General features: G+C 50.6%; 16 protein-coding genes. 11 read left to right on the top strand and 5 right to left on the bottom strand.

The genetic code is table 11. The annotated features are described in order from the left end of the window. The 4 genes from ACOZK9_RS25735 to ACOZK9_RS25720 all read left to right on the top strand — a co-directional run. Window positions 1–2126 (top strand): RHS repeat-associated core domain-containing protein (locus ACOZK9_RS25735; RefSeq protein WP_421556862.1); only part of this gene is annotated, 2126 nt, incomplete at its 5' end. 2 nt (window positions 2127–2128) lie between these two features. After that, entirely contained in the window at window positions 2129–2476 is a 348-nt protein-coding gene (locus ACOZK9_RS25730) for a hypothetical protein (RefSeq protein ID WP_421556861.1), read from the top strand. Between the two features lie 239 nt (window positions 2477–2715). After that, entirely contained in the window at window positions 2716–3072 is a 357-nt protein-coding gene (locus ACOZK9_RS25725) for a hypothetical protein (RefSeq protein WP_421556860.1), read from the top strand. A 750-nt stretch (window positions 3073–3822) separates the two neighbouring features. Then, window positions 3823–4242 carry a hypothetical protein gene (locus ACOZK9_RS25720; protein WP_152746438.1) on the top strand — a complete coding sequence of 140 codons (420 nt, stop codon included), beginning with the start codon at window positions 3823–3825 and terminating at the stop codon, window positions 4240–4242. Window positions 4243–4332: 90 nt separating this feature from the next. Here the strand turns inward: ACOZK9_RS25720 and ACOZK9_RS25715 are convergent, their stop codons facing one another. The 5 genes from ACOZK9_RS25715 to ACOZK9_RS25695 all read right to left on the bottom strand — a co-directional run bounded on the left by ACOZK9_RS25715 (window position 4333) and on the right by ACOZK9_RS25695 (window position 8508). Then, window positions 4333–5562, bottom strand: a complete 1230-nt coding sequence (locus tag ACOZK9_RS25715; RefSeq protein ID WP_421556859.1) for a M20/M25/M40 family metallo-hydrolase — start codon at window positions 5560–5562, stop codon at window positions 4333–4335. A gap of 47 nt (window positions 5563–5609) precedes the next feature. After that, a complete protein-coding gene (locus ACOZK9_RS25710) occupies window positions 5610–6668 on the bottom strand; it encodes a diguanylate cyclase (protein WP_122249907.1) in 1059 nt (352 codons plus the stop codon). A 77-nt stretch (window positions 6669–6745) separates the two neighbouring features. Beyond that, the gene (locus tag ACOZK9_RS25705; RefSeq protein ID WP_058413430.1) at window positions 6746–7378 is read right to left on the bottom strand and encodes a LysE family translocator; all 633 of its coding nucleotides are present in this window, start codon (window positions 7376–7378) and stop codon (window positions 6746–6748) included. 68 nt (window positions 7379–7446) lie between these two features. Continuing rightward, a complete protein-coding gene (locus ACOZK9_RS25700) occupies window positions 7447–8316 on the bottom strand; it encodes a sugar phosphate isomerase/epimerase family protein (RefSeq protein WP_058413431.1) in 870 nt (289 codons plus the stop codon). A gap of 27 nt (window positions 8317–8343) precedes the next feature. Next, the gene (locus tag ACOZK9_RS25695) at window positions 8344–8508 is read right to left on the bottom strand and encodes a rubredoxin (protein WP_421556858.1); all 165 of its coding nucleotides are present in this window, start codon (window positions 8506–8508) and stop codon (window positions 8344–8346) included. 157 nt (window positions 8509–8665) lie between these two features. Between ACOZK9_RS25695 and ACOZK9_RS25690 the strand changes: the two genes are divergently transcribed. The 7 genes from ACOZK9_RS25690 to ACOZK9_RS25660 all read left to right on the top strand — a co-directional run bounded on the left by ACOZK9_RS25690 (window position 8666) and on the right by ACOZK9_RS25660 (window position 17397). Next, window positions 8666–10078: an aminotransferase-like domain-containing protein gene (locus tag ACOZK9_RS25690; protein ID WP_058413432.1), complete on the top strand. Its 1413-nt coding sequence runs from the start codon at window positions 8666–8668 to the stop codon at window positions 10076–10078. Between the two features lie 514 nt (window positions 10079–10592). Further along, the gene (locus ACOZK9_RS25685) at window positions 10593–11837 is read left to right on the top strand and encodes a PLP-dependent transferase (protein ID WP_421556857.1); all 1245 of its coding nucleotides are present in this window, start codon (window positions 10593–10595) and stop codon (window positions 11835–11837) included. Next, on the top strand, window positions 11834–13396 hold the full coding sequence (locus ACOZK9_RS25680) for a B12-binding domain/radical SAM domain-containing protein (protein ID WP_421556856.1): 1563 nt from the start codon (window positions 11834–11836) through the stop codon (window positions 13394–13396). The genes ACOZK9_RS25685 and ACOZK9_RS25680 overlap by 4 nt, the downstream gene beginning before the upstream one ends. Before the next feature lie 80 nt (window positions 13397–13476). Beyond that, window positions 13477–14349, top strand: a complete 873-nt coding sequence (locus ACOZK9_RS25675) for a hypothetical protein (RefSeq protein ID WP_421556855.1) — start codon at window positions 13477–13479, stop codon at window positions 14347–14349. A gap of 48 nt (window positions 14350–14397) precedes the next feature. Next, entirely contained in the window at window positions 14398–15531 is a 1134-nt protein-coding gene (locus tag ACOZK9_RS25670; protein WP_421556854.1) for a cysteine desulfurase family protein, read from the top strand. 27 nt (window positions 15532–15558) lie between these two features. Further along, window positions 15559–16467, top strand: coding sequence for a D-alanine--D-alanine ligase family protein (locus ACOZK9_RS25665; RefSeq protein ID WP_421556853.1), 909 nt, complete (start codon window positions 15559–15561; stop codon window positions 16465–16467). 27 nt (window positions 16468–16494) lie between these two features. Further along, window positions 16495–17397 (top strand): DMT family transporter, encoded by a 903-nt coding sequence (locus ACOZK9_RS25660; RefSeq protein WP_421556852.1) that lies wholly within the window; start codon window positions 16495–16497, stop codon window positions 17395–17397. Window positions 17398–17590: the final 193 nt, after the last annotated feature.

The following is a 17590-nucleotide window of genomic DNA, read 5'->3' as shown; positions in this document are numbered from 1 at the left end:
ACGTTACCCGCTACGAATACGGCGACGGCCTGCACCTGATCAGCCGCCGCATTAACGCCGACGGCACCCAAGTCAAATACCGCTACGACAACGTGCGGTTGTTGCTGACAGACATTGAAAACGAAGTCGGCGAAGTTTATGGGTTGCAATACCACCCCAATGGCCTGATCCAACAGGAAACCGGCTTTGACGGCCAGCGCACGGCCTACGTGTATGACCTTAACGGCAACCTGCTGGAAAAAACCGAGCATGGCGACGATAGCAGTCAGCTAATCACCTGTTACGAACGCGACCACGCCGGGCGCCTTGTACGAAAAACCCTGCCCGACGGCAGCATTGTCGACTATTCCTACGACCGCCAAGGCAATCTCCTCAGCGTCGACGACAACCATTGGGCGCTGGCCTACGAATACGATGCGCAAAACCGCCTCACCGCCGAACACCAAGGTTGGGGCACTCTGCGCTACGGCTACGATGCGTGCGGTCAGTTGCAACACTTGCGTCTGCCAGACAACAACCGCCTCGTGTTCAATCACGACAAAGGCGGTCAACTCGCCACCGTCGAATTAAACGGCGGGTTGCTGACCTCGCACCTGTTCAGTGCTGGCCGCGAGCGCCAACGCCAGCAAGGCCAACTGCTCAGCCACTACCACTACGACGAGCAAAACCGCCTGCACGCCCACGCGGTCAGCCAACAGGAACACCCCCTCTACCAGCGCCAATACGACTACGACAACAGCGGCAACCTCAGCCGAATTCTAGACACCCGCAAGGGCCAACACGACTACCACTACGACCCCCTCGCCCGCCTGACCCACGCCAATCACTCACAAGACGTAAAAGAACGTTTCGGTCACGACCCAGCGGGCAACCTGCTGATGCAAGACCGCCCCGGCCCCGACATCGTTGCCGGCAACCGCCTGATGATCCAGGGCGACCACCATTACGACTACGACGCCTTCGGCAACCTGATCCGCGAAAGGCGCGGTAAAGGCCATCAACTCGTCACCGAATATCGCTACGACTGCCAGCACCGGCTGATTGGCATCACCCAACCCAACGGGCAAACCGCCCGCTACCGCTACGACCCGTTTGGGCGGCGCATCAGCAAAACCGTGGACGAAAAGACCACAGAGTTTTTTTGGCAAGGCGACAAGCTGATTGCCGAGCATCACGCCGACCGTCATCGCAGTTATATCTACGAGCCGGACAGCTTCCGGCCGTTGGCGCTGCTGGAAGGCTTTGGTCCGAGTGAAACCAAAGCCTTCCACTATCAACTCGACCACCTCGGCACACCGCAAGAACTCACCGCGCCTGACGGCGAAATTGTCTGGTCCGCGCATTACCGCGCCTACGGCCAAGTCGCTCGCCTGGACATGGAAAAAGTCGACAACCCGCTGCGTTTTCAGGGCCAATACTTCGATCAAGAAAGCGGGCTGCACTACAACCGCCATCGCTACTACAATCCAGACAGCGGCCGCTACCTGACGCCGGACCCGGTGAAGCTGGCGGGCGGGATCAACGCGTATCAGTATGTGCCCAACCCTACGGGGTGGGTTGATCCGCTGGGATTGAACACGTGTCCAGGGGCGGATGGGTGTAAGCCAAGCGCTACCGTACAAAGCCCGGCGGAAAGTGTTAACCATGGGGAACCGGCGCTACCGCGACTGACACGTGCGGAGCGACAGGCAAAAATTGATGAGCTTGCAGAGGCAAATATCTATCGACGCCTGAGTGAGCTTGAAGCAGAAATTCCAGGCGCCCATTTTCTGGAAAAACACGGCGCACAGACCACACTCGCGTCTCAGCTTGAGAGACTGACTACAGCGAAAAACCCAACCACAGGAATTGTCGAGCGTTATACGTCAATAAACAGAAACGGCGAACCTAAGTACCCACCTGCTGCAACTCATTACCTCACCCACAGAGATCAACTGAACGCGATATATAGAGCACAGCTTATCTTCAGAAGGAACGGTCGCACCGCATCGCTGGAGCCAATGGACATGGGGAAAATTGTTGGCGAAGGGTACTCCGGCGCGGGAAGGGAATATAGCCAACAACATAAAGCCAGAGTCATACTAAATGCAGATGGCAAACCTATAACTGCTTACACGGAGCGATGAACATGAAAAGAAAGCCTAGTCTATCAATAATTCAAGGATTATTGTTCACGTACAATATTGAAAACACAGACGATCTTGAAAGAGAAACCTTTATTGCGTCTAAGGACGTAAATGATGACAAGGAGCTCGCGGAGCTTTTTGACGAGCTGACTAAACCGGAATTCTTATCTTATACAAAACCTGAGCAAGATTGGTTTATTGAGTCGATTGAACATTATCTATTTACCAAGGACAGCTTCGACAGTGTATTCACGTCAATGGCGACTTATTTTGACGACCCTGTAGCCGACCAAATAAATTTCATGAGAGTTCTCGTAAATCGCCTAAAGCATTACAAAAACACACAATAACAGGAAAGGTGTAACCAGATTTATGAAACAGCCCTAACCCTTAAAGAGCGGTTGAGTCCTTTCGAAAATGCGCCCTTCGCCGATGCAAAGAATGGCGGCAAATGCAAGCAAATCAGCCGCGCTGGCTTTCTGATCAGGATGCCTTGTGAAAGCTTGACCGTCTTGATGAGCCGTATTATCGAAAGGGTAAATCCGGTCGCCCGGCGTATTTTTTGACATTGCATTCAACGGATCCTAAAATGAAAAATCTTCCAGACCTATCAATACTAAGAAGCCTGCTTTTCACTTACAGCATTGAAAACTACGACGACCTTGAAAGAGAGCGCCTCATAGTCTCCAAGAACATAAACGACGATAAAGAACTGTCAGAACTGTTTGAAAAGCTAACCAAGCCTGAATATACCTCATACAAACTCAAACAGCGTAATTGGTACATCGACACACTTCAACATTTTTTAAAAACAGACGAAAATTTCGACTGCGTATTTTACCTTTTTGATACTTATTTCGATGACGAAATCTTAGACAAAAGGCAGTTTATGAAAGTGCTGCTTGATTGCCTCACCCGTTATCAAATCGAGCTCGAAGAGTGTTGATTGATAAGTCCGATGCTTGACGCCTGAAATGGCAACCTTGACGCTGCTTACAAGGAGCTGCAAACATCAAAAAATCACCTGAAATGTCAATCATCCGGGAATCACTCTTCACTTGCGACATTGAGAACACCGACGATTTGGAAAGGGAGCGCATAAAGACGAATTAATCGAGTTATTTGACGAGCTGAAAAAACCAAAATTCTTATCTTTCACAAAACTCGATCAAGATTGGTTAATTCTTTCCATCGAATACTATTTATCAAGTAACGATGGCTTTGACGATGCATTCAAAAGGATGGCCACTTACTTTTCCGAACTTATCATCGACCAAAGACGGTTTATGGAGACGCTTCTCGAAAATCTAAAAAATACAGGCACGGTAATCCCAGCAGCCAAATGAAAACTTAAAGTAGCTCCATGCAAAAATTGAATTTGGATTACTCATCCTACAGACATAAGTACGTTCTGACTCAAGCCCTAAAAAACAGCTTGGTAGACGACAATTATGACTTCCAGAGTTTATTCGACATAGACAATGAAGAGGCGACAGGATGACCAAGGACAGAATGGTACGAACTGGAAAGTCCTAAAGTTTTTTAAAAAATGTTTACCGATTCGCTCAGAAAACTTGGAAAGACGACCTTAAAAAATCCAGTATCGAAGACCACGCAACCTAGTAAAAAGCTGCGATAAGTTAAATCCCGCAACAAACAGGCTAACTTTCAGCCCCACTCTCACCAAGGCGTTAAAATGCTTTTTCACCCATCATCCACGCACATAATTTTCGATGCCAACCTGTATTATTTCGTGGGCGTCTTTGATATTTACGACAGAGAAGAAACGAAGGGGGTAGAGTTTGCTCTCTACAACCCCAACGACAACAAAGACAGAGAAAATCTCATACTTAAATATTGCCTGGATCCGTACAACAGGCTTTCCTATCGCCACAGATATAAACTAATGGAGAGCTTAGCACTCGCATTAAGTACCGAAAATTTCAATTTTCAGTCTTACTTTGAGGACGATCCGGAGGAATATTCAACAATGGCTTGGGACGAAACACAAATAGCAAATCCTCGTGGTTTCTTTGCCGACATTTACCAGCTCGCCAACGAGGGGTGGAAAGACGACCTTCAAAAAGCTGGTCTTGAAGACTCATCGACATGGTAAAAAAGCACTTTCCTCAATGAATACTCACAACAGCCCTCTTGGTACAACAACGCGCTCGCCCCAGGGAGCGCGTCAGTCGTAAGGGTGTGATCAGCGTTTGGACAGCTCCATGATCATTCGGCTGAGCAGGTAGATACGCGGTGCCACACTCTCCACTTCGGCGTATTCCTCTGGGGTGTGTATATTGCCGCCGACAATCCCGAAGCCATCCAGCGTCGGCGTGCCGACCCCGGCCGACAGGCTTGCATCCGCGGCCCCGCCACTGCCTTCAATGGTCAACTTACGCCCCAACTCGCCGTAGATCCCTTGGGCAATCGCGACCAGTTTGTCCGACTCCGGCGTCTGCGGCATGGGGGGCAAGCCGCGTAGCAGGCTGGTTTTTACTTCGGTGTCGGGGATCAACTTGTTGGCCGATACGCGTGTCAGGTCTTTTTCGATACGGTCAAACTCTTCCGGCAACGCGGCGCGAACGTCGGCTTTGGCGGTGGCTTGGTCGGGGATGACGTTGACGCGGTCGCCGGCCTTTAGCACGGTAAAGTTGATGGTGGTTTTTTTCTCTTCGTCGCCGAGTTTGCCCAGTTGCAGAATCTGGTGCGCGGCTTCCATCGCGGCATTGCGCCCGAGTTCCGGGGCGACGCCGGCGTGGGCGGCTTTGCCTTTGACTTCGACCACGGCGGTGGCGCTGCCTTTGCGCCATACCACCAGGCCGTCGGCTGGGCGGCCGGACTCAAGGTTCAAGGTGACGTCGTGGCCTTTGGCGGTTTTGCGGATCAGTTCAGAGGCCGCTTCGGAGCCGGTTTCTTCGCTGGCGTCGAGCAGGAAGGTGATTTGTGCGTAGTCCTTGAAGCCTTGGCTTTTCAGGACTTTGAGCGCGTAGATGCCGGCGACTATGCCGCCCTTGTCATCCATCACACCGGGGCCATAGGCGCGGCCGTCCTTGATATGGAACGGGCGCTCGGCGGCGGAGCCTTCCTTGAACACGGTGTCCATGTGCGCCATCAGCAGGATTTTGGCCTTGCCGGTGCCTTTGAGGGTGGCGATCACATGATTGCTGTTGGCCGCCGCGTCCGGCACTTGCTCGATGCTGAAACCCAGCTGTTTTAACTCATCCACCGCGATGTCGCGCACTTGCGTCAAGCCCGGCGCGTAGCCGGAACCCGAATCGATATTCACCAGGCGTTCAAGCAGTTTCAGCGCGGGGGCCTTGTACTGTTCGGCGTCAGCCTGGATTTGCTTATGCGGTTCGGCGCTGTAGGCCGGCACGGCAAAGGACAAGGCCAGGGTGGCGGCCAAGAGCGTACGGGAGAAGGTGAAGAGCATGGACCGATCCTTGATTTTGTTGGGAGGTGCTGCGACACCCTACCCCACTAAACCGACCGCAACCAACTGCCATGCGCTGAACTGACCCGGTTACGCCCACTGCTTTTGGCTTCATATAACGCAAGGTCTGCGTCGTTTAGCCAGCTCGTGGCGTCGGCATGCGCGGGTTGATACGGCGCCAGGCCGATGCTCAAACTGGCGCGCAACGAAGGGTCTTGAGCATACGCCAAAGCATTGAAGCGATCACGCAGGGCGTCCATCACTTCGGTGGCGCTGTTGAGCGGCATGCCCGGCAGGATCACGCAAAACTCATCGCCACCGTAGCGCCCCGCCAAGTCAGTGGCGCGCAGGTTCTGGCGCAGCACTTTACTGAGTTGGCGCAGCACCCTATCGCCGGCCACATGGCCGTAGGTGTCGTTGATCACTTTGAAATGGTCGATGTCGATCAGTGCGATGGCCGCGCCCTGCTGTTCGCGGCGGCAGCGTTGGAACTCGACTTCCAAGTGGTCTTTCCAGGCACCGTGATTGAGCAAGCCGGACAGGCTGTCGGTGCGGCTCAACGCCAATAGCTCGCGCTTGTGCCGGGCCAGGGTTTCGGCCTGGCGGTAGCAGATCCAGCCCAGAACCAAGGGGTACAGCATCAGGATCGGCAGGCAGGCGTAGAGCTGGGCCTGGCTGGTGACGGCGACAAACGCCGGAGTGAACAACAGCAGGGAAACGCCGATGCCCAAGGCATGCGCCACCCAACCGGCGAGCATAAAGCGCGGCCCGCCGATGGCGACGTTGTTCATGCTCATCATCGACAACGTGGTCACGCTGGGCAATGGGTTGAAGTACATGGCGCCGACCCAGAAACCGCCGCAAAAAGAATCGAACATCAAATTACGGCGTTCGCTGCGCAGTGAATTACTCGCGCGGCGTGACACTTGATAGGCGAGGTGCGGCCAGATAAAGGCGTTGGTCAGCATCAACGCCCACATCCACCACGGCGGGTTCAAGGGGTACATGCCAAATGCCACACACACAAAGCCGAGCGTTAGCCCAAAGGTGCGCGATTTATACAACCGTGAAGCGAGCGGAAGTCCATTTCCTCCGGCGGCTGACATAGTCGGGTGTAATCCTGGATGAATGCCTGGAGTCTATCAGGGCAGCGGCGAATCGCCACTACCACTCATAAGCCTGCTCAGTGCGAAAAGCCCCGCGCCAACATCAATGCCACACCCAGCAACAGCACCGCCGTGATGCGCTGCATCAACACCCGGCGCTTGGGGTTTTCCAGCACGTGCTTGATGCGCTGGCCGAAATAGCAGTACAGGCAACCGCTGGCGAACTGCAGCAGCAGAAAGGTCACGCCGAGGATGGCAATATCCGCCGATGAGCTGTGCTCCCCTGCCCCGGCAAACTGCGGGAATACCGCGCTGAACATAATGATGGTCTTGGGGTTGGAAAACCCGGTCAACAAGCCCTTGCCGAACAGGCTGCGCGAGCCCTCTGCGGCGCCGGCCTTGTTGATCGCCACGCCGCTGCTGGTCCACTGCTTGTAAGCGAGGTAGAGAATGTAGGCCACACCGACAAACTGGATGGCCTGAGTGATAGCGAGGTTGCCCTTGATCAATTCCGAAAAGCCCACGGCAAAGATCAGGATCGAAATCAGGTACGACACACTGGCGCCGATCTGCGCGGGAATCGAGCTGCGCAGGCCGTCTTTCAAGCCCAGGCTCAGCAGGAGCAGGGTCATCGGGCCGGGGCTGAAGGTCATGGTGGCGCAAAACAGCAGAAAGTAGAGGAACGAAGAAAGCGTTAACGCACTTGTCATGTGTCCGAGACCTTGGGTTTTAAGAAACAACAACGGGGCGGAGCACGCAAGCGCCCGCCCCGGCCCCATCAGGCGACCGCGATTTCGGTCGTCAGGGATTCGCGGTACATCAGCGCCAGGTCAGCCAGCGCCGCCTTGGCGGTTTGATTACGGGTTTCGAACGCCACCAAGCCTTTCCAGTTGGTTTCGACGATGGCCTGCATCACGTCGGCGTAGTCGCAGTTGCCGTCGTGAATACCGAAATGCTGGTCTTGCACGCCATTGTTGTTGCTGAAGGAGATGCCCTTGATCAGGTGGTGATACTTGCGCACCACCTCGGCCGGCAGGCCGTTTTCGATATTGGCGTGGCCCGCATCGAGGAAGAAATACACATTGCTGTGCGCCTGCAGGCGCTCGAACACAAAGGCGTATTCCGCCTCATGCGTGAAGATGTAGTGAAACGGCCGATAGTTGACGTAATTGGACAGGTTCTCCAAGTAAATATCGGTGCCCTTGGCCTCGGCGTAACTCGCCAGTTCCTGTACCGACTTGAGGTAATGCTCCAGGGCTACCTTCTTCGCCATCAGCACCATTTTTGGCTCGACGATGCAGCCACCGTGGATGATCAACGGCGCGCCCAGACGGCTGGCGATGTCGATTTCTTTCTTCACGTACTGCACGGCTGCTGCACGGAAAGCCTCGACGTCACTGCCAAGCGGCGCCTTGAAGTTGCCGTGGAATACCGGCTTTACGCCGGTGGCCGCGATCTGCTCCTGCAGGCTGACGATGCGCGCCTCGGTCCAGTCGTCGACCATTTCGCCGAACAGGCTGCCGTCGATGTACCAGTGGGTGCAACTCCCTTCAACGGCGGTTCGCAGGCCCAATTCGGCGCCCAGGTATTTCTGATGGGCCACACCGGTACAGAACGGCACGGTGGCATTGATCAGCTTGCTTTCCATTAATCGATTCCTTTCGTTGATGACGCTTTAAAGTTCAACGGCCATGAAGTCGGCCTTGGTCACGCCGCAATCCGGACATGTCCAATCTTCAGGCACCTCCTCCCAGGGGGTGCCTGCCGGGATTCCATCTTCAGGAATGCCCAATTCTTCCACGTACATAAAACCGCAGGGTGCGCACATATAAGTCTTCATGAGAATGCGAAATCCATTGCTCGCCTGTAAGAAATTCGCCAATTCCTGGCGAGATGGCGCGCAGTCTAGGTGAGCGACATTGCACAAGGCAGGTAAAGTGATGCTTAATCCGGCCTAACTTCACCGGTAAAATCACCGGCAAAGACAAGGAAGGTTTATGTTTGTATCCGGCGTTGATTTTGTAGAGGGCACGCCCAAGGTTCAGCAGATCGTCGAGGCGTTCAGCCAGGCCATCGAGAGCGGCGAATGGGCACCCGGCAGCAAGTTGCCCTCGGTGCGCGAATTGACCGAAACCCTGGGCGTCAGCAAATTCACCCTCAACGAAGCGCTGGACCGCTTGCGCGGTCGCAACCTGCTGACCTCCAGCCAAGGCCGCGGCTACTTTGTGGCGATGGACACTGCCCGCCCGGCGCCCGTCACGTGGGTCGACCTGCTGCCCCAAGACCTGCTCAGCGTATTGCGCCGCCCATTGGTCAATGCTGTCGGCGACCTGCGCCCCGGTGGCGGGCATTTGCCGGAGGAATGGCTGAATGCCGAAGCGATTCGCCAAACCCTGCGCAGCGTGGTGCGCGCGCCGTCGTTGCGTATCGCCGGGCTGGGCACACCGGCCGGGTTACTGCCGTTGCGTCAGGCCCTGCAACAAAAACTTCACGCTGACGGCTTGTCGGTGCCGGTGGAACAAATCATCACCACACCCAACACCGTGCAAGGCCTGGACATGCTCATGCGCCTGCTCGCGCGCCCCGGCGACACCGTGCTGCTGGACGCACCGTGCTACTTCAACTTCCACGCCAACCTTGCCTTGCACGGCGTCAAGGTCGTGACTGTGCAACGCCGCCCCGACGGCTTCGACTTTACCGCGCTTGAGGAGTTGCTGGCCGAGCACCGCCCCAGCCTGTACCTGACCACCAGCGTGCTGCATAACCCCACCGGCCACTCTTTCAGCCCCAGCCAAGCGTTTCGCCTGCTGCAACTAACCCGGCAATACCACTGCCATATCGTCGAGGATGACCTCTACGGCGACCTGCACCCCAACCCGCCGCCACGCCTGGCCGCCCTCGCCGGTCTGGACCAGGTGACCTACCTCTCGGGCTTCTCGAAAATCCTCAGCGCCAACACCCGCGTCAGCTACGTGGTGGCCGCGCCGCAACTGGCGGCCAACCTGACCAACATGAAATTGATGAGCGGCGGCGTGACCTCGGAGCTGTTCGAGCAACTCGTGTACCGCATGCTCAGCGAAGGCAGCTACGCCAAACACCGCAAGCGCATGGTGCAACGCTTGATGGAAGCTGGAGGCCGCGTTGAGCAATGGCTTAAGCGTTGCGGCTGCGAACTGCCGATGGCCTATGAAGGCGGGATGTTCATCTGGGCGCGACTGCCCGCCAAGGTGAACGGCGAACTGCTCGCCCAAGAAGCGCTTAAACGCAGCATGGTGCTGGCGCCGGGCGCACTGTTCGGCTACGACCCTGCCCACCTCAACTCGATGCGCTTTAATGTGGCGCACAGTGATGAGCCACGGGTGCAGCGGGTCTTTGAAGCGCTGCTGCTCAAAGCGGTGCGCGGCGCTTGAGCCTGCGGTGGTTGACCAGCGACCTACGCATAGTGTTACCGATGATCCCAGACAAACAAACTGAAGGCTTATGGGCGCGGATTCGGCTCTGTACTTAGCCCTCCCGTTCCCCAAACGCCCGATCCATTGATGTCTTTCGCCAGCGCGATAACACGCTGATCAATACAGAACTCTCCATACCACCACCAAGCTGTACAAACATTTGCTCCATCACATGGCCAAGGGTCTTGGACTGGTTCGCCTCAACTGAGTCGACGCTTTACGGCAGCAAGCGTGTTGGTCAAGCATCAGAATTAGACTACCTGTTTATCAGAATCGGCTGACTTATTTATTTTTAAAGACAGGCATAGATTTAATTTCATCGTGAGTTGTACCGCTGAAATTTTTGCAATCTCCTAAATAAGGACACGTGCATGAACGTTAAAATTTACAGCACTAAAAATTATGACGATGAAACCCTGACTTACAGAAAAACAATACGCCGGAACTCGCTTTATTTTTGGAGTATTGACTCATGCACAGTTTAGAAAACAATGCGCACCAGCTCTTGAGCGACACAATTTTCGCGAGAGTTTCCGAGTATAGTATCGGCGGGATTAGTCTCCCAACAGCGCCTATCGTTTCAGCAACCAACGTACTTCTAAACAGTTCAAAAGACACAGTAGGTATAGGGCAGCAATTACTCGCGCAGCAAAGCCAGAAAATAGACACCAGTTTTCAATATGGCGCGATCAGCACACCGACCGTCGAGGCAGTTGCTAATTCCGTTGCCACATTGGAAGGGGGCGATGGTGCCCTTTTAACACCCTCGGGCCAGAGCTCGATATTTCTCGTGATTTTCACGTTATCTCGAAGGGGAGGCACATTGCTAGTCTCCGATTCCTTAACCTACTCAACACTCCAACTATTGACAACGCTATCTAGCTACTTAGGTTTTAGAATAAAGCGCCTCGGCGTCAGAACAATATCAGAAGTCTCTATTAACGAGCTCGTGGCGGACTCAACATTTTGCGTATTGCTAGAGGCCCCCGGCGGTTTTGATTATGAGATCCCGGATATTGAGAAAGTCTTCAAAGTATCAAAACAGGCACGCATCACCTGCGTGTTCGATAATACATGGTCTTCGTCAGTTTTCTTTCGGCCAATTGGCTGGGGAGCCGACGTAGTGGTGCTTTCTCTAAGTAAATGCTATGGAGGCGCCGCCGGGGTTTCGCTCGGTGCTATAGTAACTCACGACAAACAGCTTGAGCTGAAATTTCGAAAAAACTCTGCTGTACTCGGGCTGAATGTATCACCTGAGCGCGCAGAGCGAGTATCGATCTGTTTAAGTACATTAAAAATCAGGGCAGTGGTACAAGACGCATCCACCAGACTACTATTGTCAGACATTGAAACCAGCCATCCAAAGACTAAATTCTTACACCCATCACTAACGTCTCATCCAAGCCACACTACGTGGAAAAAATATTTCTGCGGCGCGTGCTCTGTATTTACTATTTGCTTTCCGGATGTATCAACTAAAGAGCTGGCCAGTGGTATGGACAAGTCTGTTTTGTTCAGGCCGGCGTACGGGTGGGGAGGCAATTCATCCTCGTACTACATTTTTGACCCACGTCAATGGAGACTCCGCTCAAATAATTCGTTCTCTGCTGCGTCTTGCATAAGAATATATATAGGCCTGGAAGATTGGCAGGATCTAGCCAAAGATCTAAACAGTACACTTTTATCAATCGGCCCATCCGACGGTTCGATTGTATGAGCATCCGAGCAATAGCAATAGCAGCGCCTGAACACTTTTCCGGGAAAAAGTCTTCAACCGCCATTAACAGCTCAGACCCCGTAAGTTTATTTAATGCTCTGCGCACTTCAGCCGCAGCCGCGGAGGAAGGTAAAGGCGCCTGGGGGAATAGCAACTGGGCATCCGGGCCGTTAAAACGGAGGCAATCATGCCTATTGATGTACTCGCTCGATGACGTTGCGACACTGGACACTCTGTTAGCGCTGGAGGATCCAAACCTAGTTCTAATCGGAGCAATGTCAATTTGCATGCGTGGAGCTCTAGAGTGCGCGGAGCATATTAGAGCAAGGATGGGCGCGCGATGCATCATTGTTCTCGGTGGTCGACATGTCTCGGAAGCCATGTATAAGAATAAAAACAATAACGTACTCCATCACAAATCTTCACCACTCCAGCTTGTGTCAGCGGGAGAAATAAGTGACGTATTCGACCTGGTGGTAGGAGGAGAAGCTGAAGAGGTGATTTTTAAACTGGGTGAATCGCTCGCCAGAAAAAAATTTGAAGGCGCGCATGACAGACATCGCTTGCTATCAGGCATCGCTGATGCATCGGGCAACTGGGTAGCGGGAATAATAAGCGGGCATGAATACATACTGACGTTATCCAGCAAACAAGGGCGCATTGATAAATCAACCTTGCCCAGCATAACGAAACTATTTGGAACGTCTTCGAAGTTTTCTGTCTTTGAAGGCCTCCACACAGCACATGTTTTCAGCGATACCGGTCCAGGCTGCGTATTTGACTGCGACTTTTGTAGCGAACGGTTAAGTGTGACAGGTCAGCCTGAAAACATAATGGGAGCCCCTTTCAGTCTGTACAGGCAACTCAGTGAAGCAGTGAACTCGGTTTTTTTAGAGTACGGCGAAATCCGGGCGTCTGCTTTTATTGAAGACTCAACTCTCTTACTGGGAAAAAAATCCAATATAAGTACTTTTTGTAGCTTAATGGAACGTAATAGTTTACCCGTAACATTTGGCGCACAACTCACAGTTGATCAGATCCTCTCCCGGCCAAAGGAGTTGATGCGATTGTCCTCTGTCGGGCTGAGCTACGTATTTTTAGGGGTTGAAACACTCGAGCCTTTTGCTATTGGCGGAATGAACAAGGACGTATCAAGAAAGCTCTCCTCATGGGCTAGCCGAATTGAATCAGCCTGCGAGTTACTAAACGCATGTCACCTAAAGGTCGGTTTCGCATTGCTATTTGGACTTGGTGAAACACACTCATCACGGCTAAGGCTGATTGACCTCATTGAAAAAGTGAATAGAAACCTTGACATGCCAATAGTCACGTCCATGAACTGGGCTGTTCAGCACCCATTGAAAGGCTTCGATAATGGTGCGAATTACACCTATCTCGAATGGCCTGTTTTAGGCAAGCACATGCTGGAACTCTTTCACTTCTTCGGAGAAGCGTCTACAGAATATAACGTCCCAAAAGTAGCAAAACCAAAATACCAGGAAGTATTAGAACTACTCCATCAATCTCGTACACTACCGAGCACAAAAAAAATCCAATAAAAAATTGCAAAGCAACGCATATCTTCAATGGACATTATAACTATAAAAATACACCTCAAAGATTAACTCGGAGAAACATTATGCTAGGCGAATATCAAACGTTTGTTTCCTCGGAAATAGAAATGCTGAATTTATTGCATGAGCAACTGTCAACTTCTAATGCTCAAGACTTGGTAATTATGGGAGGACACTTTATGCTCTTCTATGATCCCGATTCAAATTTATTGATACCTGGCATATTTCAGGATTTACCAAGTGGACATATGCGGGAAAAAGTCAGCAATCGAGTAGGAATCTTCCCTTTATATACTTGGGACCTTGCACTTGAAATAGCCAAGTATCATTTAACGAATAGTCATAAAAAAGTTAAATTCTTGATCTTGATAAATGATTGGCAGTATGTTCCAGAGTTTGGCTCTGCTAGCGAACACCGCAAAATATTTTATCATAACTTTAAAAACATTCCTGACTCCTACAAAAAATCAATAAAACGACAGGGGATTTTTTCAGAAAATGACATACTACCTAGTCGCAAGAACAACCTAGCGTTTCCAGAAACCTGGCTCAAGTATAGATTTCAAAAAAGCGCTACGAAGCTAGTGAAGCAAGGAAAGCTAGAAAGGCAATATATTGGCGGAAACTCAAAGAAAAGCGAAATCTCATTTATTGATAAGCAAGGAAATTGCAGCCCACTTATAAGCTGCGGTGTGACTGGCTGCGCAGGCGAAATAACCGAAATGTTACGTGAAATATATGGTTATGGTCATAGGTTGATTCTCTTATTCGCACCTAATGAATGCCACTCCCCGGTTAGGGTGGGTATACAAATTGCGCTGAAACTCTATGAGCTGTCAGGGATGAAAATTGTCGTTGCTGATCCGGGCGGTAGCGGCGAACTGAGCGCCGACTCTATTTATAAAAACATGGTGAGCGTGTCAGTTTTTATATCATAAAAAATAATAAAAATTATGCTCGTTTACCCTCCGCCGACGAGGCCTATTATGAAAACTATATATTTGGATTTTGCGGCTACGACAAGATGTGAAAACGAGGTTATTGATGGTATGCAGCCGTACTACACAGATGATTATGGTAACTCATCTTCTCCTCATGTAATGGGTAGGATCGCCCACCACGCTGTCAATAGTTCACGTGATAAAATAGCAAACCTTTTACATGCAGACCCCTCTGACATATTATTTACATCAGGTGCTACTGAAAGCAATAACATTGTAGTGTTAGGCGCTTTTGCATACGGTGAGACCGCTCCCTCAAATGCAGTTTTTTTACCGATTGATCATAAGTCTATTATTGAGGCCGCCCGCGAACTCGCCCGCAGAGGTGTAGAAGTCCGTTACGTGAAATACGATACTAATGGCAGAATTTGCAGGCACTCTTTAGAAGCAGCCATCGATATCAATACGAAATTATTAAGTGTCTGCCATGTAAATTCCGAGATCGGAATAATTCAAGACTTGGAAATGCTAACGGAAATTATTGCTTCAAGGGATCTAATTTTTCATCTCGATATCGTCCAGTCGCTTGGAAAAATTCAATTCGATCTGAGAAAATCGCGTATAGATTGCGCCTCTTTTTCTGCCCATAAAATCGGCGGACCAAAAGGGGTTGGAGGTTTATATTTGAATCAAAAAACCCGTGCAAAATTACGACCACTTTTTTTTGGTGGAGAACTTAATAGCTTGCGAAGTGGAACCACACCAACCCCGCTTGCTGTTGGATTCGGCATAGCGTGCGAATTAAGAGCTAAAGCCAACTTATTATCGGAGTGGACTCGGGTAGATACTCTGAAAGCATTATTCCTGTCTGCGCTCCGCGCCTACGGGGTAAAATTTGAACTCAATACACACTCTGAGCACATCCTCCCTCATATACTAAACGTGCGTTTTCACACAGCAAGGTCTGAGACACTAATAAGCGCATTGAAAGAAGTTTGTATTGCATCAGGCTCAGCATGCAACTCTAGCAATCTGCAAGCTTCCTATGTCTTAAGAGGCATAGGTCTAAGTGACGAACAAGCAAATTGTTCGATTAGGGTATCTATAAGCCCGACCCTAAAAGAACACGAGATTAAAGCAGCGGCTGAAATGATTGCCGCCGAAGTACTAAAACTTTAACGCCTTGCTTGAGGCAGGAAATCGACTATGAAACGTTCAAATTTTTTTATAATTAAAGGCGGAAACTCATCCGAAAAAGACGTTTCACTCAGAACAGCAACGTGCGTAGAAGCAGCCTTTTCTAGAATGGGCATCAACTATCGATCTCAAACCATAAGATCATCTTTTGATCTAGCGGCGCTTCCCTTGAAGGAAGTGGATTATGTATTTAATGCTATGCACGGCGGCGACGGAGAAAACGGTATTGTTCAGAGCATATTGGATTTGTCGGGGGTTCCCTATAATGGTGCTAATCGCGAAACAAGTACTGTTTGCATGAGTAAATTCCTAACGAGGTGTGTGGCCTCAGCCAATGCTATTACAGTGCCCAAAGGCGTTATTGGAGCAACTGATAACTTTTTCAACCTGCAGCGTTTGCTAGGTAACCGGTTCATTGTGAAACCGGACTCACAGGGCTGTAGCATAGGTGTAAATTTGGTCAGTGACGAAGATCAATTTAAACGTGCCGTTTTAGAAGCTTGCCAGTTTAATGATCGATTGCTATTTGAAGAATTCATTTATGGCCGAGAAATAACTGTCGCAATTCTTGACGGACAGATATTACCCTTTTTATCTATACGCCACTCCCAAGACATTTTTAATTTTGACGCCAAGTTTAAATCAAAAGATACACTATATGACGTTGCCAACAGTCTATCTGCACACGTATCTGACTTGATCCGAGCAAATGTAAACACGATGCGCGCAACTCTAAAGCTGGAGCGTTATGCGAGGTTTGATTTTATTATAAGAGACGACACTCCTTACCTGCTTGAAATAAACACATTGCCAGGCCTGAACACTCAGAGTGTTTTCGTAAAAGCATGCCTTCTGGCAGGCATACATTATGATGAAATGATCCGCAAAATAATCGGCAGCTCGCACATCCGCGTTTAAGTGATTTTTTTTCATCGAGGTGCTCTGATGAAACGTCTCAGCCAAGCTAATGCGCTTATAAATCTATCGCTATGCTTATTGGTGTTCATTTGGGTGATCGGTTGGTTTTTCACAATGAGCGGCCTGGATAAATCTACTCCGTTCTCTTTTTCTGCACTTCGCTTTTTGATAGCTGCTTTAGTGATGCATTTACTGATATTTTTGGGGGCTCGCCATGCCCGATACACACTGCAGGAATGGTTTTTTATTTTACTGGTCGGCATTTTCCAAACAACGATGATGTTTTCTCTTGCCTCCTACGGAATGATCGAGGTCGGATTGTCCAAGGCAGCGATTTTAATATATTCAACGCCTGTTTGGACTAGCCTATTAGGTTGGTATTTTTTAAGCGAACGACTTTCAATCTTTAAATTTTTTGGCTTGGCTTTTGCCTGCTTAGGCATACTTTTAATATCGATTCCCAGCTTTTTTTACGGCAGTGGAATTGGTGTTCTTCTGTTGATTGGATCATCGCTATCCTGGTCTGTCTCTAGTGTGATATTGAAATCCCGACTTGCTCGAAAGGATATGATTTGCATCACCGCATGGCAGATGACATTTGGTTCAATTGGACTGATTGCCTTGGCTTTTTATGTCGACGGTCAAATTGTTTTTGAGGTGGGATTTGAAGGTCTTTTTGCATTAATCTACGTAAGTTTAGGCGCCTCCGTAGTAGGCTTTACGTTGTGGTTTTATATCGTTTCACGTGTGGACTTGATTCGTTCAAGCATGGCCTCATTATTTGTTCCGGTGTCTGTGCTTATCATCCAGGAGGTCCGAGCGGGAGAGCGTTTAGACCTTATTCTTGTGGTGGCGTCTGTCTTCATTGTTTTGGGGTTGATCATGGTCATCATCGGAACTCAAGTTGGGAAAAAATCAGGGGATCGGTGAACGTTTCTACCTCGACCCGGTGAGGAAAGAATTTGCGCTGCACACACAGATCATCACCCGTTGCAACCGAGTGCTCACCCGCCCTCCCAGATTCGATCATCGCCCTCAAGGTGCTGCCGATCTGCGATGGCGCGGCAACGACAAAATACACATTGCTGATATTAATGAGGTTTTATGATTCTACATTTTAATA

Origin of the sequence: Pseudomonas kitaguniensis (genome assembly GCF_049199985.1) — a bacterium.
Lineage (GTDB): Bacteria > Pseudomonadota > Gammaproteobacteria > Pseudomonadales > Pseudomonadaceae > Aquipseudomonas > Aquipseudomonas kitaguniensis.
This window is presented reverse-complemented; position numbering and strand designations above follow the sequence as displayed.